Genomic DNA, 21,598 nt, shown 5'->3' with positions numbered 1-21,598 from the left:
TTCTTTGAGATAAGAAAAAGTGAGACTTTTCTAACATTTCTTATACTATCGGCTTAATAGCAACATAAAAAAGATGGCTAAATAGTTCTACTAATTATGGCAGTAGGTGACGAATATTTTCAAGGCAAGCGAGCACCTCTTGCTTATCATATGAAGTATCTGCTTTTTCACTTGTACTTTGTCTGACGACTAAATTGACGGGCAGCACCTCAGAGATTGTTCCCTCTGGTTTTTCCATTTGACTGAGCATTAATTTAACGGCTTTACGGCCCAACTTGTCGAAGTCTTGTTTGATCGTGGTTAAAGGCGGTGAAAAATATTGACTGTCCTGAATACCATCAAACCCAATGACAGAAACCGTCTTTGGCACATTGATGCCTGCTTCAGACAGAGCGCATAAAACACCGAGTGCCATTTGATCATTGGCGACTAGCACCGCATCAAAGTCTATACCTTTTAGAACAAGGTCTTTAATCGCTTTGTGGCCACTGGCTGCTTGCCAATCACCTTCATAACAAGCAACTTCTTTGGCTCCATGTTTTTGGAGTTGTGTTTGCCACGCGTCGTAACGAATTTTAGAGGCGGTCGATTCAGATGGGCCAGAAATACACACGAAGGAATCGCGTTTTTGTTCAATCAAATGTAATACCGCTAAGTTTGCTCCTGTATGATGATCACACCTAACATGATTGACAGGGGTCCCTTCAGGAACATCAATGAATACCAATGTTAGTTGACTGAACTGCTCAATCAGACACTGTGCGATGTCTTGATTTACGGGGGCGTTGATAATAATAGCATCGACTTGTTGTGCAATAAGCTCTCGAATCGCATCGCGAAATTCATCAATAGAGTTGTTTGCTAGCACGGTTAACGCTGTCCCGTAGCCCATCTCATGCGCTTGGTTACGAATTCCGTTGGCAATCAGAGCCACACCGTGCAGAGAGATATCCAAGGAAACAATACCGATGATCCGAGACTTAGCTCGACTCAGCATTTGTGCACCTTTGTTTGGTACATAGCCAAGCTTTTTTATCGCATCGTTGACTCGTTTTCGCGTTGCTTCCGCGACGTTATCTGCGCCATTGGTTACGCGGGATACGGTTTGAGTTGAGACCCCAGCTAACCGCGCAACATCTTTAAACGTGACTGCCACTGCATTCTCCTATCCAGATTTGCTATTCATTCTACCATATTCATTCAAATTTCCTCGTGATTAATGTCGTAAAAACATGAAAAAATGTTTGCGAAAACACAAGATCGACCACACAAAAAATACCTCTTTAACATGATTTGAGTCACATTTGTTAGGCTTTTTTGTCGTAATAAAGCTGAATGTGCGCATCATTATTTATAGATTAAATGTTTGCGAAAACAGAGAAGCAGAATGCAAAAATTTGTTCACTTAAAGTCTAAGAATCACAGCATGATCATTAAAGTGGATCGTGTTCCTGAAATCCTTCATTGGGGAGCGAAAATAGCTCAGATTGACCCTGATTTAATCCTCTCGACCGAGCGGCCTATTTCTCAGGCTCGTCTTGATGTCGACGTGCCGTTATCACTATGCCCAGAGCTTGGTAGTGGTCACTTTAATGCGCCTGGTATTGAAGGACACCGAAATGGCGATAATTGGGCGCCCGTGTTCATAACCAAATCTATTGAGCAAAATGATGGTAGTGCAACATTTATACTTCAAGACGACATCGCTGGGCTTGAGTTGGTCATTGAGCTGCACCTTGATTTCAATAGCGACGTGGTGCAAAAACGCATCTCAATAAAGAACATCGCGTCAAGCGAGTATTGTTTAGATAAGCTTTCTTCCACTTTACCATTACCTAATCATGCCAACGAATTAATGACATTTCACGGACGTTGGTGTCATGAATTTCAAACTCAACGCTTGCGCTTTGAACATGGTGGCTTTATGCAAGAAAACCGCCGTGGCCGAACCTCTCATGAAAATTTCCCTGGTCTGTTCGCTGGCACGAATGGCTTTGGCGAGCAATTGGGTCACGTATGGGGCTTTCATCTTGGTTGGAGTGGTAATCATCAACTGCGCGCTGATGTTCGTAGTGATGGTCGCCGCTTTGTTCAAGCCGGCGAGTTGTTACTCTCTGGTGAAAAGCGTTTAAAAAGTGGTGAGACATACCAGTCCCCGTGGCTTTACGCAACATACAGCAACTCGGGTTTGAACGGTATTTCACAACGATTCCATGAGTTTGTTCGCACCAATATTATCCAGTTTCCAAGCAGTAAACCCCGCCCGGTTCACTTAAACACATGGGAAGGTATCTATTTTGATCATAACCCTGAGTACATCATGCAGATGGCAACCGAAGCCGCTGAGATGGGGGTCGAGCGCTTCATTATTGATGATGGTTGGTTCGTTGGTCGTGATGGCGAACGTGCCGCGCTTGGTGACTGGTATTTGGATGAAACGAAGTACCCAAATGGTCTTGAACCAGTGATTGAGCACGTAAACAACAAAGGTATGGAATTTGGTCTTTGGGTTGAACCCGAGATGGTCAGCCAAGACTCAAATCTATATCGCCAACACCCCGATTGGGTGTTGAGTCTGCAAGGCTACCATCAGCCTTCAGGTCGTTGGCAATACGTGTTGGATTTGCAAAACAAAGATTGCTTCAACTACCTGTTTGATCGTTTGAATGACTTACTAACTCGCTACAACATTGGCTACCTAAAGTGGGATATGAACCGTGAACTGGTGCAGCCAGGTCATCAAGGTAAGCCAGCTGTACATGGTCAAACTAAAGCGCTTTATCGTCTGTTAGATGAACTTTATGCGGCACATCCTGAGGTCGAGATTGAGTCTTGTTCTTCAGGTGGTGGTCGTATTGATTTTGAAATCCTTAAACGCACTCATCGCTTCTGGGCTTCTGATTGTAACGATGCGCTAGAACGTCAAGCTATTCAGCGCGGTATGAGTTATTTCTTTCCGCCTGAAGTAATGGGTGCACACATTGGCCCTGCGGAATGTCATTCAACTAACCGTCGCCATGCCATCAATATGCGTGGAGTGACGGCGTTAAGTGGTCACATGGGCGTTGAACTCGATCCAGTAAAAGAGAGTGCTGAAGAAAAACAAGCCTTCGCCCATTATATTCAATTGCACAAACAGTATCGCGACTTGCTTCACTCTGGGCGTGCTTTCCGTATTGACCCAGCAGATCATAGCCAGAACATCTATGGTGTTGAAAACGGGAAAGAAATGCTGATTACGGTCTGCCAGTTGGCCATGCCAAATCACGCGCTACCATCTCCACTTCGGGTGAGTTGTGCGGATGAAAAGGCCAGTTACGAAATCAAGATTGTGGAAATGCCACAGACCAGTTTTCAATTGATGAAACAACGTCCGAAATGGCTAGACAAAACTCTGACTCTAAGTGGTGATAACTTAAAAGAAATAGGGGTGACACTCCCGATCCTCGATCCCGAATCAGCGCTTATTGTTCATCTTACAAAACGTTAAACCTCTACCTGCCTCCTCTAGCGACCAGTTTCAACTTACGTTGTTCCTGATAAAACACTCCTATACTCGCTAGAGGGGCACCCTACAACCAACAAGCAAGTTGAATTGCTTAACTTGTTAAGGAAACAAAATGTCTATTACAGTATTACTTTCGTTTTTGCTGTTTACGGGCTTTGTTGTGGTGTTCACTTACAGCAAAGTTAAAAATGATAAACACACCTCTCAAGATGGTTTCTTCCTTGGAGGACGAAGTTTGACGGGCGGACTGATTGCCAGCTCGCTAATTCTTACCAATTTGAGTGCAACCAGTTTTGTCGGTATGAGTGCTCAAGCCTACACCCACAATATGAGTGTGATGGGGTGGGAAGTTGCCTCTGGCGTTACTCTGGTTGTCATTGCGCTGCTGCTTGTACCGCGTTACCTCAAGCAAGGTATCACCACCATTCCAGATTTCTTAGAAAGCCGTTATGACATGTCGGTGAAGAAGTTCGTTACTTTGTTGTTCTTGTGTCAATACGTCATCAACATTCTTCCTACTACTCTTTACGCTGGCGCAGTGGTACTAGGCGAAATCTTCGATGTACAAGGTTTATTGGGTATTTCTGAATTTAGCTCCATCGCACTGATCTCTGCCACGATAGGTTTGTTAGGTTTCTTTTACGCTATTTATGGTGGTCTAAAAGCTGTCGTTATTGCTGATACCTTCAATGGTGTAGGATTGATTCTTGGTGGCCTAATGATCCCTGTATTTGGCCTGATGGCATTAGGCGGCGGTAACTTTATAGAAGGTTTGGACGTGTTGCTCACTGCCGCACCAGAGAAGCTGCAATCCGTAGGTAAAGAAACGGATCCACTGCCATTTTCTACTCTGTTCACGGGCCTATTATTGGTGAACTTGTATTATTGGGGCACCGACCAATCCATCATTCAGCGTGCGCTTGGCGCAAAGAACCTGAAAGAAGGTCAAAAGGGTGTCATTCTCGCAGGTGCAATTAAGGTTATCTCTCCATTATTCCTTATCATTCCCGGCATCATTGCCTTCCACATGTTTGGCTCTGATGCAGGTAATCCCGACACAATGTATACGCGCTTAGTGAATGAAGTGTTACCCAAGCCTCTTGTTGGCTTCTTTGTTGCGGTTATGTTTGGTGCCATATTAAGTACGTTTAATGGTGTGTTAAACAGTTCTACGACACTATTTGCATTGAACGTTTATAAGCCATTATTTGGTAAAGATAAGTCCGATGAAGAGTTAGTCGGTAAGGGGCGCCTATTCGGAGTCATCATTGCCATTATCTCTGTTTGTATTGCACCGTTTATCCTATATGCACCAGAAGGTTTATTCCAATATTTACAAATGGTTGCTGGCTTTTTCAGTGTGCCTATCTTCACCATTGTGTTCGTTGGTTACATTTCAAAACGTGTACCAGCTATTGCAGCCAAAGTTGCACTAACGATTTTTGTGAGCTCCTATGCTGCGATGCAATTGATCTTTGACACCCCAATCCACTTCTTACATCAATTAGCGATTTTATTTGTAGTTTGTACTTTACTGATGTTTGCGATTGGTTTTTTTGTGCCACGTGATACGGATTATGTGATGCCAGTTAATGAAAGCATCGATGTGACGCCATGGTCTTTCCGCTTTGAGGCGTCCGCAGTCATTCTCTATATGGTGTTGGGTGCATATGTAATGTTTTCGGACGTAGGTTTTGTTTCAAACGACCCAACGGTCATGCAAGTGTATGGTTTTTGCGGTGTTATCTTAATGCTTGGTGTGACCTTTAACTATTTATTGAAACGTAGGAAAAGCAAACAGGTAACCAAGCTGAATGATATGTACATGCCGTAATCAAACCACACTAATTATTTAATCATTAAAAACGGACAGCAAGTAGATAGATCGGTATGCCCGAATATGCGCATGATGCGGGTATACCTGATCTAGAGATTTTTACGTTGAAAGGTGGAAAAGTATTTATGGCAGTTCTTGTCACAGGCGGAATGGGGTATATCGGTAGTCACACATGTGTGCAGATGATCAAAGCTGGTATGGAACCAATCATCGTAGACAACCTATGTAATTCCAAAATAGAGGTATTAAATCGTATAGAGGCACTAACAGGGCAGCAACCAGCTTTCTATCAAGGCGACATTCGAGATGAAGACTTTTTAGACTCAGTATTTAATAAACATGATATTCAAGCTGTGATTCATTTTGCAGGTCTAAAAGCCGTTGGCGAATCCGTTATAAAACCATTGGAGTATTACGATAATAACGTTAATGGTTCATTGGTGTTGGTGCACAGTATGCGCAAAGCGGGTGTAAAAAGCATTGTATTTAGCTCATCTGCAACGGTTTATGGTGATCCTAAGGTTGTGCCTATTACGGAAGAGTCACCAACAGGTGCAACCACTAACCCTTATGGTCGCAGTAAATACATGGTGGAAGAGTGTTTGAGTGACCTGTTTCAAGCTGAACAGGATTGGAGTGTGACTTTGTTACGTTACTTCAACCCCGTTGGTGCACACCCGTCGGGCACCATGGGCGAAGATCCACAGGGGATCCCAAACAATTTAATGCCGTTCATCGCTCAAGTCGCGGTTGGTCGTCGAGAAAAATTGTCGGTATTCGGTAGCGACTACTCCACACCGGATGGCACTGGTGTTCGTGACTACATCCACGTAATGGATTTGGCTGACGGCCATATCGCAGCCCTGAAATCGGTCGGCGAAAAGGCCGGCTTGCACGTGTACAACTTAGGCACGGGCAAAGGTTCGAGCGTACTTGAAATGGTCGAAGCGTTCTCAACGGCATGTGGTCACCCAATCCCTTACGAGCTTTGTCCTCGTCGCCCTGGAGACATTGCAGAATGTTGGGCCAGTACGGAAAAAGCACAAAGAGAGCTCGGTTGGAAAGCTACCCGCAGCATTGCTGAAATGACGGCAGATACGTGGAATTGGCAATCGAGTAATCCTGACGGGTATTAATGTACTCGAAACTTCTTTTAAACAAATTGATGAGTTTGGTGTGTGCCAAATCGAAGACAGACTAAAAAAGATGAGCAAGTAATATGTCAAATGTTGAATTCAATCCAATAGATCACCCACATCGCCGTTACAATCCATTAACCGGGCAGTGGGTTTTGGTCTCTCCTCATCGTGCTAAACGTCCTTGGAGTGGGGCTGATGAGAAACCAGAGATTAACGAACAACCAAGCTACGATGAGAAGTGCTTCCTTTGTCCAACTAATGCGCGTATTTCAGGGGATGTTAACCCAGATTACCAAGGTACATACGTATTCCAAAATGATTTTGCAGCATTGGTGGTGGACTCACCAGATGCACCTAAGTCAGATAATCCGCTATTCAAATCTCAGGGTGTGCGTGGTTTGAGCCGCGTCATCTGTTTCTCGCCTGATCACAGCAAAACCTTACCGGAATTGCCAGTTGATAAAATTCGCGGCGTGATTGATACATGGAATGATCAAATCGAAGAGTTAGGCAAAGACTACATTTGGGTTCAAGCATTCGAAAATAAAGGCGAAACCATGGGTTGTTCTCAGCCTCACCCACACGGTCAAATCTGGGCGAACAGCTTCTTACCAAACGAAATTGAGCGCAAAGAGCGCAACTTAAAAGCGTATTACCAAGAACATGGCAGCAACTTGCTGGTGGACTACGTGCAAGCTGAACTTAAAGACGGTTCACGTACAGTGGTTGAAACTGAATATTGGATTGCCGTTGTACCGTACTGGGCTGCATGGCCGTTCGAAACCATGCTTCTTCCGAAAGTACACATACGCCGCATGAGTGAGCTAACCGATGAACAACGTGATGACCTTGCCGTTGCTATCAAAAAGCTGACGAGTCGCTACGACAATTTATTCCAATGTTCTTTTCCTTACTCGATGGGTTGGCACTATGCACCATTCTTTGAAGAAGGCACCGATATCAACCATTGGCAATTACATGCGCTGTTCTACCCACCATTACTTCGTAGTGCCACGGTTCGCAAGTTCATGGTGGGTTATGAAATGCTCGCAGAAAATCAACGAGACCTAACAGCGGAGCAGGCTGCACAACGTTTACGCGATTTAAGTGATGTGCATTATAAAGAGTCATAAACTCTCGAGAACTATTGATAGCGAACAAAATGGGGAGTACCACCTTGCGATGAAACATGAGGCTCAAAGTACTTCCCCAACACCAAATTTATATCTTAAGAGAACGCCACTTATGTCTGATTTAATCCAAAATGTTGAAAGCTCTTTTGAAGAATTGCTGGGCTATGCACCGAGCCATATTATTCAAGCTCCTGGCCGTGTAAACCTCATTGGTGAGCATACTGACTACAACGATGGTTTTGTGCTGCCATGCGCAATCAATTACCAAACGATAGTCGCTGCTGCGAAACGTGAAGACACTCTAGTACGTGTGGTATCCGTGGATTATGGTAATGCAATTGATGAGTTCGATATCAGTCAAGAGATTGTATTCCAATCTAACCAAATGTGGGCGAACTATATTCGCGGGGTGGTCAAAAGTCTTCTTTCTCGCGGTTACCAATTTACTGGAGCGGATATTGCGGTTAGTGGTAATGTTCCGCAAGGAGCAGGTTTAAGCTCATCGGCTGCATTGGAAGTGGTGATAGGGCAAACGTTTAAAGTACTGTTTAATCTGGAAATCAGCCAAGCAGAAATAGCCCTAAATGGTCAGCAAGCAGAGAACGAATTCGTTGGCTGTAACTGCGGTATCATGGACCAAATGATTTCGGCAGAAGGTCGTGAAAACCACGCCATATTATTGGATTGTCGTAGTTTAGAAACCGAGGCGGTCCCGATGCCAGAGGACATCGCGGTTGTGATAATCAACTCGAACAAAAAACGTGGCTTGGTAGACAGCGAATACAACACGCGCCGTAAGCAGTGTGAAGAAGCGGCACGCACCTTTGGTGTGGCAGCGTTACGTGATGTTACCATTGAGCAGTTTGACGAAAAAGTGTCTGAGCTGGATGACATGGTTGCGAAGCGAGCTCGCCACGTGATCACAGAAAATGACCGCACTGTTAAAGCGGCGCAAGCACTTCGTGCGCACGACATAAAGCGTATGGGCGAACTCATGGCGGAGTCACATGCGTCAATGCGTGATGACTTTGAAATCACAGTTAAAGAAATCGATACTTTAGTTGAAATTGTGAAAGATACGATTGGTGACCAAGGTGGTGTGCGAATGACTGGCGGTGGTTTTGGTGGTTGTGTTGTTGCTCTGGTTCCTATGCATTTAGTCGAAAATCTAAAACTCGCCGTTAAAAATAAATACGAATCTGCAACTGGCCTTAAGGAGGATATATACGTCTGTAGAGCAACCGATGGCGCTGGAGTCCTTAAAGGAAAATAAGCTACAGGGCTGTTCATCTTATTTGTATGCTCGCTCAAAAGCATATGGAATATGCTGACATAGCAGAAAGGAGACGAGTCAAGTAACTGAAATTGGACTTAGCTGATTTTTTTAGTTAGTCGTTTTTATTTTTACTCTGTTGTTTCTTAACCTTACATTTTCAAATGGCCTCAGGTGCTCCTAGAGGCCTTTTTTCTGAGCTTTAGGCTCGTATACTTTGATGCTCTCAAGGCTTTAGTATCCATAAAAATAATCAATCCTAATGGATATCTCTTGACCAGATTTTGAAGATAGCCATATGAGGATATTTAATAACATAAAATTATAAAAGTATCTCATAGCCGAAGGTGTACCAATGTATAAGTCTTATGGCATCTCGAGTTATCTTTTAGCATAACAACAATAAGACTTGATCTTAACGCCTTTGTGACCAGGACTGAAGGCTGTTGCGGTATTGACACAGGAGCGATGTAACCGCTTGGTTTTATCCTTGGTGATGGACTCTTTTATGGCGGTTAAACTCACGGCTTATTTTCTTGCCCTATGAACTAAATAGGACTGCGTCTACTTATTTCCTTTCCCAACTCATTACAGAGTGGTGCGTTGTGCTGATGGCGGAAACTCATACGTAGTCTTTGTCATTAAGACATCTGCACAGCAATTCTTCTACTAATATGAATTTTCTTCATATTAAGAGTGAGAAAATATAACTTTCACTTACATCATATTGTGATTGAATTGCCATATGGATTTTAGCAGTATGGAAGTCTAAATGATGAATCTTACAATATTGGATGGGGGCATGGGGCGCGAGCTAAAACGCATAGGCGCACCGTTTTCTCAACCTCACTGGAGTGCCCAAGCACTTATCGAATCCCCACAACATGTTACGCAAGCGCATCAGGGTTTTATTGATGCAGGAGCACAAATCATTACCGTCAACAGCTATGCCTGTGTTCCGTTTCATCTAGGTGAAGATTTGTATGCCGAGCAGGGACGCGAGCTGGCAGAGAAAGCCGCGAAAATTGCTCGTGATGTCGTGACCGTGTCACAAAAAGAAGTGCTTGTTGCCGGCGCGATACCTCCTGCCTTTGGTTCTTATAGACCTGATTTATTTGAAGAAAAGCGTGCTTACGACATCAATGTGACTCTATTTGAAGCGCAAGAGCCACATGTAGACATTTGGTTGGCGGAAACCGTTGCAAGCCTTGGTGAAGCGCGAGTGATCAGCAAAGTTCTGTCTAAAAGCGACAAGCCAGTTTACATCTCGTTCACGTTAGAAGATGAAGTCAGCGAAGTCTCGCATCTGCGCTCTGGTGAGCTTGTCACTGACGCCGTTGAGGCGCTTCTTGATACTAATGCGACCGGTATTTTTTTCAATTGCTCAATTCCTGAAGTGATTGAACAAGCGATCAAAGATGTGAATCAAGTGCTGAGACGAACAGGGAAAACGTTAACTATTGGTGTCTACGCAAACAGCTTTGCACCAATTAAAGCGAATCACCAAGCGAATGAGTCATACCAAGGGCTTAGAAACTTCTCTCCAACAGAATATCTAGAATACGCTAAAAAGTGGTATCGTTTAGGGGCGAGTATCATTGGTGGCTGTTGTGGCATTGAGCCTAGTCATATTGAAGAACTCACAGCATGGAGAGACAGCCTTGAAGAATCTTAATCTCGGACTCACCATTCCTGCGATTGGCACTGTCCTGCTCATTTTACTTGTATCTTCGATGTTCCCTGAGCAGTCTCAAGCTATGGCGAACAACGCAATGACGTTTGTGACTGATTGGTTTGGCTGGTTGGTGCAAATCTGCAGTCTTACTCTTGTTGGCTTTCTACTGTGGTTAGCGTTTTCCAAGTACGGTGACATTCGATTAGGGGAAGGAAAGCCTGAGTATTCGAACTTCTCTTTTGGCGGTATGATCTTTACGGCTGGTGTTGGTGCATCGCTCATTTATTGGGGGATTGGAGAACCGATGTACTACCTGCAATCTCCACCGCTATTTGCCGAAGCGAACAGCTACACTGCAGCGGCGTGGTCAGTCACTTATTCAATGTTCCACTGGGGAATTACAGGGTGGGCGATCTACTGTTTCCCTGCGATTCCTTTTGCTTACGCTTTCTATGTACAAAAACGCCGTACATTGAAGCTCTCCACACTGTGTGAACCCGTATTGGGTAAGAATCCAATCGTGGGCAAATGCGTCGACCTTTTGGCCATCTTCGGAACACTCGCGGCCTTTGCTAGTTCATTAGCGTTAACCGTTACTCTGCTTAGTACAGGAGCAGCAGAGTTATTTGGGATAGATAATAATTTGTTGCTTCAAGGCTGCATCATTTTCTTGTTCGTATTGGTTTTATTCGCAGTGACGCTGGTGGACTTCAACAAAGGCATCAGTAATGTATCCGATTACACGGTCATCACTGCGATTATCTTTGCCTTATTTGTGCTGTTTTCATCAAATGCACAATTTGTGCTGAACAACGTGACGGATTCACTCGGTGTCATGCTCGATAGTTTCTTCCGCATGTCTCTTTGGACAGACCCGGTGCAAAAGAGTGGTTTCCCTCAAGCATGGACTCAATATTATTGGTTCTGGTACTACGCGTACCTAATCATGATGGGGTTGTTTATTACGCGCATATCGAGAGGCCGCACTATCCGTGAAGTCATCTTGTATACCATCTCTATGGGCGCTCTGGGATGCGCATTCTTTATCTCAATCTTTGGGGGCTATGCGGTTTGGGCGCAGTTATTAGGTGGTTATCCCGTTCAAGAGTGGATGAGCAATGGTGGATTGACGTTTGCCGTCGTCTCGTTGATCAAAACCTTGCCAGCGAACAATGTGGTTCTTGCGGTCTTTTTGGTGATTCAGTTCTTCTTGATGTTGACTACGATGTCGAGCGCTAGCGTGGCCACCTCGATGCTGACGACGAATCAGCTGTCCCTAAACGGAGACCCAGATAACAAGGTCAAATTGATGTGGGCAGGGGCGATCGCACTTATCAGCTTTAGCGTATTCCTCACGGGTGGTGGTATCAATACCATTAAATCCTTGTGCGTGGTCGCGGGACTACCGATGATGTTTATCTACGGAATTTTGGTTAAACAACTCATGATGGAACTGAAAGGTAAGGCAGCTTCGCAAGCAGAGTCGGAAGCCTCTGTGGAAGCACAAGAACTGATTGCTTAACCTTAAATAACAAACCCTCTTCATGTTTAAATTTGAAGCGTGTTACCTTTTTCTTCGTAGAGAAATCTCAATAATGCTTATAAGATTGTGCCTGAATTTCATTACGTTAGTGAATGGGTAAAGTTAGTTAAGTTTTATTTATCTACTACTTCATGTTATTGCCTTGAAGGTTGATGAGGTATCTAAGGGTGTTATAACGCAGAATCGACTTCTTTCTCATAACGGTTAGTTGAACTACTATTTGTACATTATTTTGTACCAGATGGAGTTCAGTATGAGTCGTATTCATTTCGATCAAGACATTCAACCGTTGTCTGAGTTTCGCGCCGGTGTAGCTTCTTACATCAAACAAATCAATGAGACTCGCCGTCCATTGGTAATTACACAACGTGGCAAAGGTGTTGCTGTTGTTCTTGATGTTGCAGAGTATGAAGCAATGCAAGAGAAAATCGAATTGCTGGAAGAAATGCGTACAGCGGAAGCTCAGTTAGCTTCAGGTCTTGGCGTTTCCAATGATGATGCGCGTGCTCAAGTTTTGGGGCGCATTAAAAAATGAAAGTAATTTGGTCTCCATTAGCGCTTCAAAAGTTAGGCGATACAGCGGAGTTCATTTCTTTGGATAACCCATCTGCAGCAGAAAAGTGGGTCAACGAAGTTTTGATAAAAGTGAACTACTTGGCAGTATGCCTGAAGTGGGGCGCTTTGTTCCTGAAATGTCTCATACGAATTATCGTGAAATTATCTTTGGTCACTATCGTATTATCCACAGCTTAAGTCATGAAATCCGCGTACTAACAGTTCGTAATTGTCGTCAAATGCTGTCGGAATATGATGTGTAAAACTGCGTTTTAACAAAGCATTTATGAGTGATTCCCAACGCTTGGCATTTTTAGTTTGGATCAAGTTTAGTGTTTACTGCGTCCAAGTTAAGTGTCGTGGTTGCGTGGCTCACCACTTAGCGCGGCGTTATATGCCCGTAATAAGAAAATCGATAGCAGAGATGATCTCGTCTCTAAAAGTGCTTAGATTGCTTACAGGCTCTCTTAGAATTTTGGTTGGTACACTTGCCATTTGATGCGTCAGAATTACGAAGTCACCTTCATCAATATGGATTACGGGACATAGATGACTAGGTGCTTTTTTCTCTAACAACTCAGTAGGCGTCAACGGAATAACTAACCGAGTGTTCAATGTATCCAGCAATCCACTTTGAACGTCAACAAAGTATGGGTATGCGGTTGCTGTGTTTTTATCGTTGTTTTTGTATAGCGAGAATTGTGACATTAGAATACTCGGTAAGAATCAGAAAATAGTCCATGATTTTCAGTTAGCTCGTTACAAGCATTAATGCCCTCAGCATTTTGCTTTAACCATTCAGTCTTAAGGCGTTGACGTACTTCTTTTTCAAGTGCCTTTTCCATTGTTGCCGAAAGGTTTATATTTAACCGTTTAGCCTCCGCAAGTAACTCACTGTTTAAGCTTAAGTTTGTAGCTTTCTTTGGTGCTTGCGTACTATATGCATTTCTCATAATAGTAACCTGTGCGTATTGTGTGTGCGCATAAATTATAGGCGCACACACAAGCATATAACAAGCATTTCGGACTGCTCACTCCATAAAGGCCCAATTAATCAGACCTTTTCGTTTACATATTGTAAACTTGGTGTGAGTATCCTATAGTGTTTACATGATGTAAACAAGAGTTAGGAAATGCACGTAATTAAACGAGAGCCTTTTGAAACGGCAAAGCGACTATATCCGCAATGTGCCGAGGCACTAGACTCAACTTTCAAAACGCTAAAAGCAACAAAAGCAAAAACACCAGAACAACTAAAACAACTTTTTCCGTCATTGGATAACTTTAAATACGTAGACAAGTGGTATGTCATCGACATTGGCGGAGGTTCATTAAGGTTAATCGCCTTTATCGAATTTACAGGTGGGAAATGCTTCGTTAAATACATCGTTACCCACGCAGAATACGACAAGATAGCAGACCAACACAGAACAAAGGGGTAAAGGGGTAAGCATGAACATTCAAGCTCTAAAAAACCTATCAAATGAAATTCACACAGCGATGCCTTGGTTACAAGGCATCCGTGACCATGAGCAATATCTAGAGCTTATGGAACTCATGGATACGCTAGTAGAAGACTACGAGGAAAACCATGTCTTGATTGACTTGCTATTCCCTGTACTTGAACGCTACGAGGAAGAATCAGAACACTTCCAAGAGTTTAACGCGCACATTGATAGCCTAGATACTGGTATCGCCACTCTTCGCGTTCTCATCGACCAATACCGCCTAACTCTAAGTGATTTACCTGAGATTGGTGGCAAGTCGCTAGTATCGCTAATCCTAAGCGGTAAACGCCAACTAACCGTTGGACACATTAAAGCGCTATCGGAACGTTTCGGCGTACCAAAGCATATGTTTATTTAGCAGAACACCACCAGCAAGGACATATCATGAATAAAGGCATCGACTTAGACCGAATCTTAAATACCATGAAGAGAATGAGCCCGGAAAAGCTAGAGAAAACCTTTGAAGATTTTGAACTGGTTAAGGCGAGAGCAGCCGCCAAGGAAGCCGACGAACAGGCAAAAGAATCTGGTATCGAGCGCATCACGTTGTTCTTTGTTGGTGGTCAAACTGCCCTACTGGCTAAGCCAAACTCTATGACGCAAGCTTGGCTATTTAATCTGTACGGCAATGGCACGATCACCATTCCAGAGGAAGCTATGGTTAACTTTGAGGTAAGGAGTCATTTTGGCGAACTGCATCGCTTTTCTATGGAATATAACGAGCTGACTTACTGGAACGACTTGATTGATAGCAAGATGGCCCAAGAGCTTGCAGAGTTTCTTGAGTTACCAATGGTGTGAGTAGAATAAAGTTTCGTTACTAAGTAATAAGGACTCATAACGATTAGAATATCACACCAAAAAGGCAGCGTTCATGTCGATACGCTGCCTTTTCCAAAACATTTATGCTCTATTGTTGGTTAGCACTAGAGCTAATTAACTTCATTTAGATAAGAGTTTTCCTTACCTATATAGCTATCCGTTATTTTGCAATCTAATACCCAGCGCCTCTCATTAACCTATTGATTAACAATTGAACTGTAATTGGAAAGATTGCATGATAGGAGTATGAAAGACAGCTAAAACCCGTATAGAAAGCGTTATAGCTTTGGAGTAAAAAGTGGCATTCAACTTAACAGAAGAACAATTAGTTAATACTGAGATGGAGCTTGGTGCAAGGCTCCCTCATGATTACCGTGAATCAATGAAAATTTCCAATGGTGGTGAAGCAACGACCGAAGAAGCTGATTGGGAACTTTACCCAATCAAGGACAACTCTGATCGAAAAAGGTTAGCTCGTACTTGTAATCATATTATTACAGAGACCAAGTTGTGTTTCGGTTTTGGCAACTTTCCTCATCATGCATTGGCAATTGCTAGTAATGGTCTTGGTGATCAAATGGTTTTATTAAAAGAGTCAAACCAATTCAAGCCCGAAGTTTATATTTGGCTTCATGAAACCGGAGAGATTAAGTTGCTTGCAAGTTCATTTGCCAAGTTAGAAAAGCCTTAGTATCAAGTTTGAAGTGCGACACTTTCTACAGATGCGCATGAATATACTCCGTTGGTGCTCTATACCCAAGCCTTTTGCGTGGGCGCGTATTTAATTTGTGTGCAATTTCATTGCAGAGCTTCTGTGTCACGTGTGACATAGAAGTTCGTTTTGGTAAGTATTGTCGTATCAAGCCATTGGTGTTTTCATTAGTGCCTCGCTCCCATGAATGGTATGGATTTGCAAAGTAAAACAGGCAGTTATGATGTTTTTCTAATTGTGCATAACCATGAAATTCAGTGCCGTTATCCGCAGTTATCGTCTTAAAAGGTAAGTCAGAGCGGGTCATGATTTTGCTCATTCTTACGTTTAGCGACTCGCTTGTTCTATCGTCCATTTGCCCAATAAAAGTGTAGCCAGTCATTCTGTCGACTAAAGTCACGATACAGTGCTTGGTTCCGCGGCCAACGACGGTATCAATTTCCCAGTGACCAGGCTCTTTTCGGTGCTCAGCTTTTGCAGGTCTTTCGGTAATATGACGCTTTGCTGCCAGCCGACCTCGGCTGTCTTTTGAGTTATACCTTTTACGCCTTTTCTTAGTGGATTGGCGTAGATGTTTCCATAGGGTTCCACCGAGAGTTTTGTCGTTCCAAATATGCTGATAAATGAGCTCGTGGCTCATTGTTGGATAGCCTCTTACCCTCAGGTATCCGACGATTTGGTCAGGACTCCAATCCAGTCGCAGCAAGGCTTCAGGTAACCTGAAGTCGATTTCGCTGTAGCGCTTATTTCTGCGCGATCGGCTTAGCCGGCTGCGAGCCATCTGTTGGGCTCTCCATGCCTGATAGGAGTACCTTTTAAAGTGTCTGTTGTATCGGGAGTTGCGTTCAATTTCTCGATAGATAGTGGCTTTGTGACGCCCCAGTTGTTTAGCTATTTTAGCGGTACTAATTCCTTGCTTTCTGAGCGCAGAAATCATATACCTTTCGTTCTCAGTGAGGTGCGTGTATTTCATGTTTTTTACTTCTTGGCGGGAGCAAACTTCATGATTATCGCATCTCACTGTTTTTATGTTCAGAGGTGTCGCACTTCGTACTTGAATCCAAGAGCTATAACAAATTGTTCAAGAGTGATTCGGCACGCGTGGCATTTTTACTATGCGTTGGTTTTAGTGGTTAAGGTGGCATGCGGAAGCTTAAGTATTGCGTGCCTCACACCTTAACAAGGCGTTATAGCGCAAGAGCAAGAGGATACATTATTGGAATACATGGCTTTATTAGGAAACGTTGATCGCTCTATCTTAAAGATCGATTTCGGCGAAGGTTTTCGAGTTGCATCCATCAATGTTGATGAGTTTATTCAATTTTGTGAGGAAAACTTTCTTTTCAGTGATGTCGAAAATAAAATTCGTTACCCATGGAGTTGCTTGCCAGATTATTCAGAACGCCAATCAACTAAAGTATTTGTAATTAGGAAGCACTTCGAAAATTACCCTACTTATGATGGCTGTTGGGGAGACCTGAATGAAAGGGTCAATAATTTTTCAAAAGAATCTGCGTTCGAAAAATCAGTTTCGGATTATATAAATCACAAGTTAAACCTTTTGCGCCTTTTTAATGACGGAGATATAAAGTGTGTATTTGAGTCTTACTATCAAGTACATGATGGTGAGATTGAACCGATGAGCGGGCGAGAGTGTGGTGATTCGAGTCGTGATATGACGTTTAGTCTGTTCCACTATGACTACAATGGTATAAATACTTTTCTTCGTGAGCACCCTATAGACTCGCTACCAAAATACCTTAAATTTGCCTTAAGTAACTTTGAAAAATCATATTTTACAAATCATAGTGAGTTTGATTTTTTAGCTCTTATGATGGCGCTTGAGGCTATATTTAATGACGCAAAGTCAGAGTTGACCTTAAGAGTCTCAAGAGGTTGTGCAGTATTGCTGACTGACAATGAAACAGACGCGCAGAAACTCTTTAAGCAAGTGAAGGACTTTTATGGTAAACGTTCGAAACTTGTACATACCGGGGATGTAAGCACGATTACTATCACTGACGTACATGAATTGAGACTCATTGTTAGTAGAGCACTGCTGAAAACAATTGAGTTGAACTTATCAAAGCAAGACCTTTCTGCTCGTTTATTGATGAAAGGGTTCAACGAAAGCTGGTAAATGCGCTATAACAAAGCATTTAAGAGTGATTCGCAACGCTTGGCGTTTTCGCTTCGCTCAAGTATAGCCAAGCGCCGCTCACACCTTAATGCGGCGTTAGCACTGGGTTGGCATCAAAGGTCAAAAGTTTCTGTGTTTATTGGTTTCTTTTCCCAGATTTACACCTGTTCAAATTTGCCTCTCACGTTCTTTCCGGTGGCACTAGATGTAAAGTTTTCGCTTTGATTTCACCGTTTACGGTTTTTAACTTTCGAGCTATTTCTGGGGCGCGGTTTCTTGGATGCGGTTGATTTTTTGCCTTAAATTTAGATCTTTGTCGTGGTTGTTCAAGTCCGAAGAAAGAATCCTCTGCAAATTTTATTACTGCGAAAATAGTGTATTTTCGCATGTTTTTCTTCTTGCCAACTTGCGCTTAAAGTTAGTTTTCAGTTTGGCAGTTGTCCGTTTGGTTTCAGTGTTTAAGCCATCAGTTTCGTGCTATATTTCAATATCTTGGCGTGTGCCAAAGGATTTAGAGGCAGCGTGCTAACAAGCATTTAAGAGTGATTCGCAACGCGTGGCATTTTTACTATGCGTTGGTTTTAGTGTTTAAGATGTTATGCGGTAGCATCGGTATTGCGTTGCTCACACCTTAACAGGGCGTTATGTGAATTGGAGAAATTGACTATATGAAGAAGTTTATCGCTATATTTATAACTCTCTTTTGTCTAGCCTCGATTGGTGCTCAAGCTAATGATCATCAGTTAAAAACAGCATATGATAATCATCAAAGTGATGTTCAAGTTCAAGGCTCAGGCACAGTAAGTCGCTTGCTACGTGATGACAACGAAGGAAGTAGGCATCAAAAGTTTATTTTAAAGTTGGACAGTAAACAGACCTTACTTGTTGCTCACAATATTGATTTGGCTCCTAGAATTCCAAACCTAAAAGTGGGCGATCGAGTTCAGTTTTACGGTGAATATGAATGGAATAAAAAAGGTGGTGTTATGCACTGGACACACCATGACCCAAACAATAGACACCCGCACGGTTGGTTAAAGCACAAAGGTAAGACGTACGAGTAAAAATTCACATAACAAAGCATTCAAGAGTGATTCGCAACGCTTGCCAGTTTCGCTTCGCTCAAGTATAACCAAGCGCCGCTCACACCTTAATGCGGCGTTAGTTTCCTTATCAATATCGCATGTTCAATTTACTGTACAAGTAGAGTGGTGAAGACTATACTTGTTCCATAAAACGTACATGTGGAGGTTCTTATGAGAATCGTATCTTTTACTGAAGCTAGAAATAGTCTTAAAGCTGTTTTAGACGGTGTAGTTAATGATGCTGATACAACAGTTATTACACGCCGTGATTCTGAAGATGCAGTGGTTATGTCTTTAGACTACTACAATAGCCTTATGGAGACAGTTCACTTACTACGCTCTCCTCAAAACGCTGAACACCTAAATCGTTCGATTGCACAGTACCGTGCCGGTAAAACAACAGCACAAGAGTTAATTGATGAGTAGTAGTCAACGTTTACTGTCGTGGACTGATGACGCTTGGGATGACTACCTGTATTGGCAAACTCAAGACAAGAAAACACTCAAGCGCATCAATAAACTCATCAATGATGTTAAACGCTCTCCATTTGAGGGCATCGGCAAACCAGAGCCGTTAAAAGAGAACTTATCTGGTTTTTGGTCTCGCCGTATTGATGACACTAATAGGCTTGTTTACGCAGTCGATGATCAAGCGATAACGATAATTTCGTGTCGTTACCACTACTAAATCAGGTTTAGCGATCTGGCATCTAACAAACATTTAAGAGTGATTCGGCACGCGTGGCATTTTCACTATGCGTTGAGTTTAGTGATTAAGGTGGCTTGCGGAAGCTTCGGTATTACGTTGCTCACTACTTAACGCGGCGTTAGCCGTCATGGAGCTTGCTATACTAAAAGTGATAGAATAGTATCACTTTAGTATTCCTTTGGAGCCGCTCTCATGAAAGTAGAACTAGTTACATCACTTAAACGTCAAGCAACTAAAATCCTCGCCGATCTCCACGACACCAAAGAACCAGTGTTAATTACTGAACATGGTAAGCCATCGGCATATCTGGTTGATGTTGATGATTACGAGTTTATGCAAAATCGCTTGGCGATTCTGGAGGGGATTGCACGAGGTGAACGTGCATTAGCTGACGGTAAAGTGGTGAGTCACGATGACGCCAAGGACAAAATGTCAAAATGGCTGAAATAATCTGGACTGAGCCAGCGTTATCCGACCTCAATGATATCGCTGAATATATCGCACTTGAAAATATCGTAGCTGCAAAACAATTGGTTCAAGCGATCTTTTCTAAAGTCGAGCGCTTAGAAGCTTTCCCTGAATCGGGTCGCATTCCGCCTGAACTAGCACATCTAAGTTATCGTGAAGTTGTAGTTAATCCATGCCGTATTTTCTATAAACAAGACGGCGATAAAGTATTTATTCTGTTTGTTATGCGTGCTGAGAGAGACTTACGTAAGTTCCTATTGAGCAAGCAATAACCTTTGGGAATGAGCGGCTAACTGCTCAAGAGGGATTCGCAACGCATGGCATTTTAACTATGCGTTTGTTTCAGTGGTTAAGGTGGTATGGGAAGCTTAGGTATTGCGTGCCTCACACCTTAACAAGGCGTTATGTGTTTTGGCGAAAGTCTCAAACTTTAGATGAGCATGTCTGTTAATCTTGGTGTCGGCAACAATAAACTATCAAGGACTGATTTAATGTTTAATTGGACAAATCCTAAGCAAATCGATCTCACTCAACCATATCTGTATTTCATTAAGATCTCTGCTGAACAAAAGGAGTTTCGTTATATTGGTAAAGCTTCGAATAAAGCGAGACTGAATGAGTACAAATCTAACGTGGTAAAGATTCTCGAAGGAAAGTCTCGACGACCAGTGTTAAAAAGAGATGGCTCTCTTCAATCACAAGGTAACTTGAAATACCGATACGTTCACCTTGTGTTAGCTAATGCTCAAAAAAGGGGCTGGGATATAGAGCATTACCCAATTGAAAATGTAGCTAAGCAAGACCTAAATTCCCGAGAGTTAACACTTATAGATGAGTTTGAGTGCAATATGAATGATGGCTCAACTTGGTTAATTGAACAATTTTCTGAACTATCAGAGCAATTGCTACAAACAGTACGCACATAACAACTATTTAAGAGAAATTCGCAACGCGTGGCGTTGCAATTAGTGTTTAAGGTGGTGTACGTGCATCTCAACAGGGCGTTAGCAGAATAGGATAGAAACGACAGTAATGGAATACTTGGATAGATTAATTAGAACCTGTGAAACTGCTAAAGCAGCCAAACCTAAATCTGATTTTAAGGTTTCTAGCTTTAATGAAATTCCAGACCTTGATAAAGGGATTTATATCATCAAAGAGGTTGGCGGATGCGCAGATAGTACGTTTGAATCATTCGTAGATTTTAAGCGGAAAAAGCTTAAAGCATGTAGCAAAGTAAATACCCCATCACATGTTCTATATGTCGGTTCCTCAACTACTGGTTTACGAAAAAGGTTAAGACAACATCTGATTTATTGTCCTGACAAAACGTACTCATTACACATGTATAAATGGTTCGATGGTAATTATGAGGTTCGAATTCTTGAATATGATGTTCCAATAGAGATCCTTCAGCTCATTGAAGATGCAATATCATATGATTTGAAGCCTGCTTTTGGTAAGCAAGGTGGAAACAATAAATAGGATCGC

The 21,598-nt window shown here is 42.7% G+C and carries 24 protein-coding genes and 1 pseudogene; 21 read left to right on the top strand and 4 right to left on the bottom strand.

Annotation, left to right across the window (positions count from 1 at the left end; all coding sequences use genetic code 11):
- Positions 1-94: 94 nt before the first annotated feature.
- The gene (locus tag R7Z10_RS18580; RefSeq protein WP_017634145.1) at positions 95-1,156 is read right to left on the bottom strand and encodes a LacI family DNA-binding transcriptional regulator; all 1,062 of its coding nucleotides are present in this window, start codon (positions 1,154-1,156) and stop codon (positions 95-97) included.
- A 231-nt stretch (positions 1,157-1,387) separates the two neighbouring features.
- On the opposite strand from R7Z10_RS18580, the gene R7Z10_RS18575 reads away from it, so the two are divergent.
- The 9 genes and pseudogenes from R7Z10_RS18575 (at position 1,388) to R7Z10_RS18535 (ending at position 12,926) form a co-directional block, all read left to right on the top strand.
- Positions 1,388-3,490, top strand: coding sequence for an alpha-galactosidase (locus R7Z10_RS18575; protein WP_234499459.1), 2,103 nt, complete (start codon positions 1,388-1,390; stop codon positions 3,488-3,490).
- Positions 3,491-3,620: 130 nt separating this feature from the next.
- Complete coding sequence (locus R7Z10_RS18570; protein WP_054579160.1) at positions 3,621-5,342, top strand: solute:sodium symporter family transporter; 1,722 nt, start codon at positions 3,621-3,623, stop codon at positions 5,340-5,342.
- Positions 5,343-5,470: 128 nt separating this feature from the next.
- Entirely contained in the window at positions 5,471-6,481 is a 1,011-nt protein-coding gene (galE, locus tag R7Z10_RS18565; RefSeq protein WP_053307373.1) for a UDP-glucose 4-epimerase GalE, read from the top strand.
- An 83-nt stretch (positions 6,482-6,564) separates the two neighbouring features.
- Positions 6,565-7,617: a UDP-glucose--hexose-1-phosphate uridylyltransferase gene (locus tag R7Z10_RS18560; protein ID WP_017634141.1), complete on the top strand. Its 1,053-nt coding sequence runs from the start codon at positions 6,565-6,567 to the stop codon at positions 7,615-7,617.
- A 112-nt stretch (positions 7,618-7,729) separates the two neighbouring features.
- Positions 7,730-8,890, top strand: a complete 1,161-nt coding sequence (gene galK / locus R7Z10_RS18555; RefSeq protein ID WP_017634140.1) for a galactokinase — start codon at positions 7,730-7,732, stop codon at positions 8,888-8,890.
- Positions 8,891-9,662: 772 nt separating this feature from the next.
- Positions 9,663-10,565, top strand: coding sequence for a homocysteine S-methyltransferase family protein (locus R7Z10_RS18550; protein ID WP_053307308.1), 903 nt, complete (start codon positions 9,663-9,665; stop codon positions 10,563-10,565).
- Positions 10,552-12,087, top strand: a complete 1,536-nt coding sequence (locus R7Z10_RS18545; protein WP_054579162.1) for a BCCT family transporter — start codon at positions 10,552-10,554, stop codon at positions 12,085-12,087. Before R7Z10_RS18550 ends, R7Z10_RS18545 begins: the two co-directional genes overlap by 14 nt.
- 274 nt (positions 12,088-12,361) lie before the next feature.
- Entirely contained in the window at positions 12,362-12,643 is a 282-nt protein-coding gene (locus tag R7Z10_RS18540) for a type II toxin-antitoxin system Phd/YefM family antitoxin (RefSeq protein ID WP_000086647.1), read from the top strand.
- A pseudogene (locus R7Z10_RS18535) lies at positions 12,640-12,926 on the top strand (type II toxin-antitoxin system RelE/ParE family toxin). Before R7Z10_RS18540 ends, R7Z10_RS18535 begins: the two are co-directional and overlap by 4 nt.
- 127 nt (positions 12,927-13,053) lie before the next feature.
- Here R7Z10_RS18535 and R7Z10_RS18530 read toward each other — a convergent pair.
- Positions 13,054-13,371, bottom strand: coding sequence for a CcdB family protein (locus R7Z10_RS18530; RefSeq protein WP_017634137.1), 318 nt, complete (start codon positions 13,369-13,371; stop codon positions 13,054-13,056).
- Complete coding sequence (locus R7Z10_RS18525; RefSeq protein WP_054579197.1) at positions 13,371-13,616, bottom strand: type II toxin-antitoxin system CcdA family antitoxin; 246 nt, start codon at positions 13,614-13,616, stop codon at positions 13,371-13,373. The genes R7Z10_RS18530 and R7Z10_RS18525 overlap by 1 nt, the downstream gene beginning before the upstream one ends.
- 180 nt (positions 13,617-13,796) lie before the next feature.
- Between R7Z10_RS18525 and R7Z10_RS18520 the strand changes: the two genes are divergently transcribed.
- From R7Z10_RS18520 to R7Z10_RS18505, 4 genes are all read left to right on the top strand, one after another.
- Positions 13,797-14,105: a type II toxin-antitoxin system HigB family toxin gene (locus tag R7Z10_RS18520; protein ID WP_136976188.1), complete on the top strand. Its 309-nt coding sequence runs from the start codon at positions 13,797-13,799 to the stop codon at positions 14,103-14,105.
- Positions 14,106-14,115: 10 nt separating this feature from the next.
- Positions 14,116-14,529 carry a type II toxin-antitoxin system HigA family antitoxin gene (locus R7Z10_RS18515; protein WP_258457785.1) on the top strand — a complete coding sequence of 138 codons (414 nt, stop codon included), beginning with the start codon at positions 14,116-14,118 and terminating at the stop codon, positions 14,527-14,529.
- Positions 14,530-14,555: 26 nt separating this feature from the next.
- Complete coding sequence (locus R7Z10_RS18510; protein ID WP_136976189.1) at positions 14,556-14,972, top strand: hypothetical protein; 417 nt, start codon at positions 14,556-14,558, stop codon at positions 14,970-14,972.
- 319 nt (positions 14,973-15,291) lie between these two features.
- Positions 15,292-15,684 (top strand): SMI1/KNR4 family protein, encoded by a 393-nt coding sequence (locus R7Z10_RS18505; RefSeq protein WP_318105569.1) that lies wholly within the window; start codon positions 15,292-15,294, stop codon positions 15,682-15,684.
- Between the two features lie 25 nt (positions 15,685-15,709).
- Here the strand turns inward: R7Z10_RS18505 and R7Z10_RS18500 are convergent, their stop codons facing one another.
- Positions 15,710-16,678: an IS30-like element ISVa6 family transposase gene (locus tag R7Z10_RS18500; protein ID WP_318105559.1), complete on the bottom strand. Its 969-nt coding sequence runs from the start codon at positions 16,676-16,678 to the stop codon at positions 15,710-15,712.
- Between the two features lie 243 nt (positions 16,679-16,921).
- Here R7Z10_RS18500 and R7Z10_RS18495 point away from each other — a divergent pair, with 243 nt between their 5' ends.
- From R7Z10_RS18495 to R7Z10_RS18460, 8 genes are all read left to right on the top strand, one after another.
- The gene (locus tag R7Z10_RS18495; RefSeq protein WP_336624135.1) at positions 16,922-17,845 is read left to right on the top strand and encodes a hypothetical protein; all 924 of its coding nucleotides are present in this window, start codon (positions 16,922-16,924) and stop codon (positions 17,843-17,845) included.
- Positions 17,846-18,513: 668 nt separating this feature from the next.
- Positions 18,514-18,909, top strand: coding sequence for a DUF3465 domain-containing protein (locus R7Z10_RS18490; protein WP_318105567.1), 396 nt, complete (start codon positions 18,514-18,516; stop codon positions 18,907-18,909).
- A gap of 192 nt (positions 18,910-19,101) precedes the next feature.
- A complete protein-coding gene (locus R7Z10_RS18485; RefSeq protein ID WP_017634119.1) occupies positions 19,102-19,356 on the top strand; it encodes a type II toxin-antitoxin system Phd/YefM family antitoxin in 255 nt (84 codons plus the stop codon).
- Positions 19,349-19,618 carry a Txe/YoeB family addiction module toxin gene (locus tag R7Z10_RS18480; protein WP_005464459.1) on the top strand — a complete coding sequence of 90 codons (270 nt, stop codon included), beginning with the start codon at positions 19,349-19,351 and terminating at the stop codon, positions 19,616-19,618. The genes R7Z10_RS18485 and R7Z10_RS18480 overlap by 8 nt, the downstream gene beginning before the upstream one ends.
- A gap of 213 nt (positions 19,619-19,831) precedes the next feature.
- Positions 19,832-20,089: a type II toxin-antitoxin system Phd/YefM family antitoxin gene (locus R7Z10_RS18475; RefSeq protein ID WP_017634117.1), complete on the top strand. Its 258-nt coding sequence runs from the start codon at positions 19,832-19,834 to the stop codon at positions 20,087-20,089.
- Positions 20,077-20,379, top strand: coding sequence for a type II toxin-antitoxin system RelE/ParE family toxin (locus R7Z10_RS18470; protein WP_136976192.1), 303 nt, complete (start codon positions 20,077-20,079; stop codon positions 20,377-20,379). The genes R7Z10_RS18475 and R7Z10_RS18470 overlap by 13 nt, the downstream gene beginning before the upstream one ends.
- 219 nt (positions 20,380-20,598) lie before the next feature.
- Entirely contained in the window at positions 20,599-21,033 is a 435-nt protein-coding gene (locus R7Z10_RS18465; protein ID WP_017634115.1) for a hypothetical protein, read from the top strand.
- Between the two features lie 106 nt (positions 21,034-21,139).
- Positions 21,140-21,592, top strand: coding sequence for a GIY-YIG nuclease family protein (locus R7Z10_RS18460; RefSeq protein WP_017634114.1), 453 nt, complete (start codon positions 21,140-21,142; stop codon positions 21,590-21,592).
- Positions 21,593-21,598 lie beyond the last annotated feature (6 nt).

Origin of the sequence: Vibrio sp. Vb1018 (assembly GCF_033338775.1) — a bacterium.
In the GTDB taxonomy this organism is placed as follows: Bacteria; Pseudomonadota; Gammaproteobacteria; order Enterobacterales; family Vibrionaceae; genus Vibrio; species Vibrio alginolyticus.
The sequence above is the reverse complement of the archived record's forward strand: the minus strand, read 5'-3'. Positions and strand labels throughout refer to the sequence as shown.

Coding starts and splice junctions, on each gene's coding strand:
- R7Z10_RS18575 (WP_234499459.1), top strand. CDS start 1,388: ATGCAAAAATTTGTTCACTTAAAGTCTAAGAATCACAGCATGATCATT.
- R7Z10_RS18570 (WP_054579160.1), top strand. CDS start 3,621: ATGTCTATTACAGTATTACTTTCGTTTTTGCTGTTTACGGGCTTTGTT.
- galE (WP_053307373.1), top strand. CDS start 5,471: ATGGCAGTTCTTGTCACAGGCGGAATGGGGTATATCGGTAGTCACACA.
- R7Z10_RS18560 (WP_017634141.1), top strand. CDS start 6,565: ATGTCAAATGTTGAATTCAATCCAATAGATCACCCACATCGCCGTTAC.
- galK (WP_017634140.1), top strand. CDS start 7,730: ATGTCTGATTTAATCCAAAATGTTGAAAGCTCTTTTGAAGAATTGCTG.
- R7Z10_RS18550 (WP_053307308.1), top strand. CDS start 9,663: ATGATGAATCTTACAATATTGGATGGGGGCATGGGGCGCGAGCTAAAA.
- R7Z10_RS18540 (WP_000086647.1), top strand. CDS start 12,362: ATGAGTCGTATTCATTTCGATCAAGACATTCAACCGTTGTCTGAGTTT.
- R7Z10_RS18530 (WP_017634137.1), bottom strand. CDS start 13,371: ATGTCACAATTCTCGCTATACAAAAACAACGATAAAAACACAGCAACC.
- R7Z10_RS18525 (WP_054579197.1), bottom strand. CDS start 13,616: ATGAGAAATGCATATAGTACGCAAGCACCAAAGAAAGCTACAAACTTA.
- R7Z10_RS18520 (WP_136976188.1), top strand. CDS start 13,797: ATGCACGTAATTAAACGAGAGCCTTTTGAAACGGCAAAGCGACTATAT.
- R7Z10_RS18515 (WP_258457785.1), top strand. CDS start 14,116: ATGAACATTCAAGCTCTAAAAAACCTATCAAATGAAATTCACACAGCG.
- R7Z10_RS18510 (WP_136976189.1), top strand. CDS start 14,556: ATGAATAAAGGCATCGACTTAGACCGAATCTTAAATACCATGAAGAGA.
- R7Z10_RS18500 (WP_318105559.1), bottom strand. CDS start 16,678: ATGAAATACACGCACCTCACTGAGAACGAAAGGTATATGATTTCTGCG.
- R7Z10_RS18490 (WP_318105567.1), top strand. CDS start 18,514: ATGAAGAAGTTTATCGCTATATTTATAACTCTCTTTTGTCTAGCCTCG.
- R7Z10_RS18485 (WP_017634119.1), top strand. CDS start 19,102: ATGAGAATCGTATCTTTTACTGAAGCTAGAAATAGTCTTAAAGCTGTT.
- R7Z10_RS18480 (WP_005464459.1), top strand. CDS start 19,349: ATGAGTAGTAGTCAACGTTTACTGTCGTGGACTGATGACGCTTGGGAT.
- R7Z10_RS18475 (WP_017634117.1), top strand. CDS start 19,832: ATGAAAGTAGAACTAGTTACATCACTTAAACGTCAAGCAACTAAAATC.
- R7Z10_RS18470 (WP_136976192.1), top strand. CDS start 20,077: ATGGCTGAAATAATCTGGACTGAGCCAGCGTTATCCGACCTCAATGAT.
- R7Z10_RS18465 (WP_017634115.1), top strand. CDS start 20,599: ATGTTTAATTGGACAAATCCTAAGCAAATCGATCTCACTCAACCATAT.
- R7Z10_RS18460 (WP_017634114.1), top strand. CDS start 21,140: ATGGAATACTTGGATAGATTAATTAGAACCTGTGAAACTGCTAAAGCA.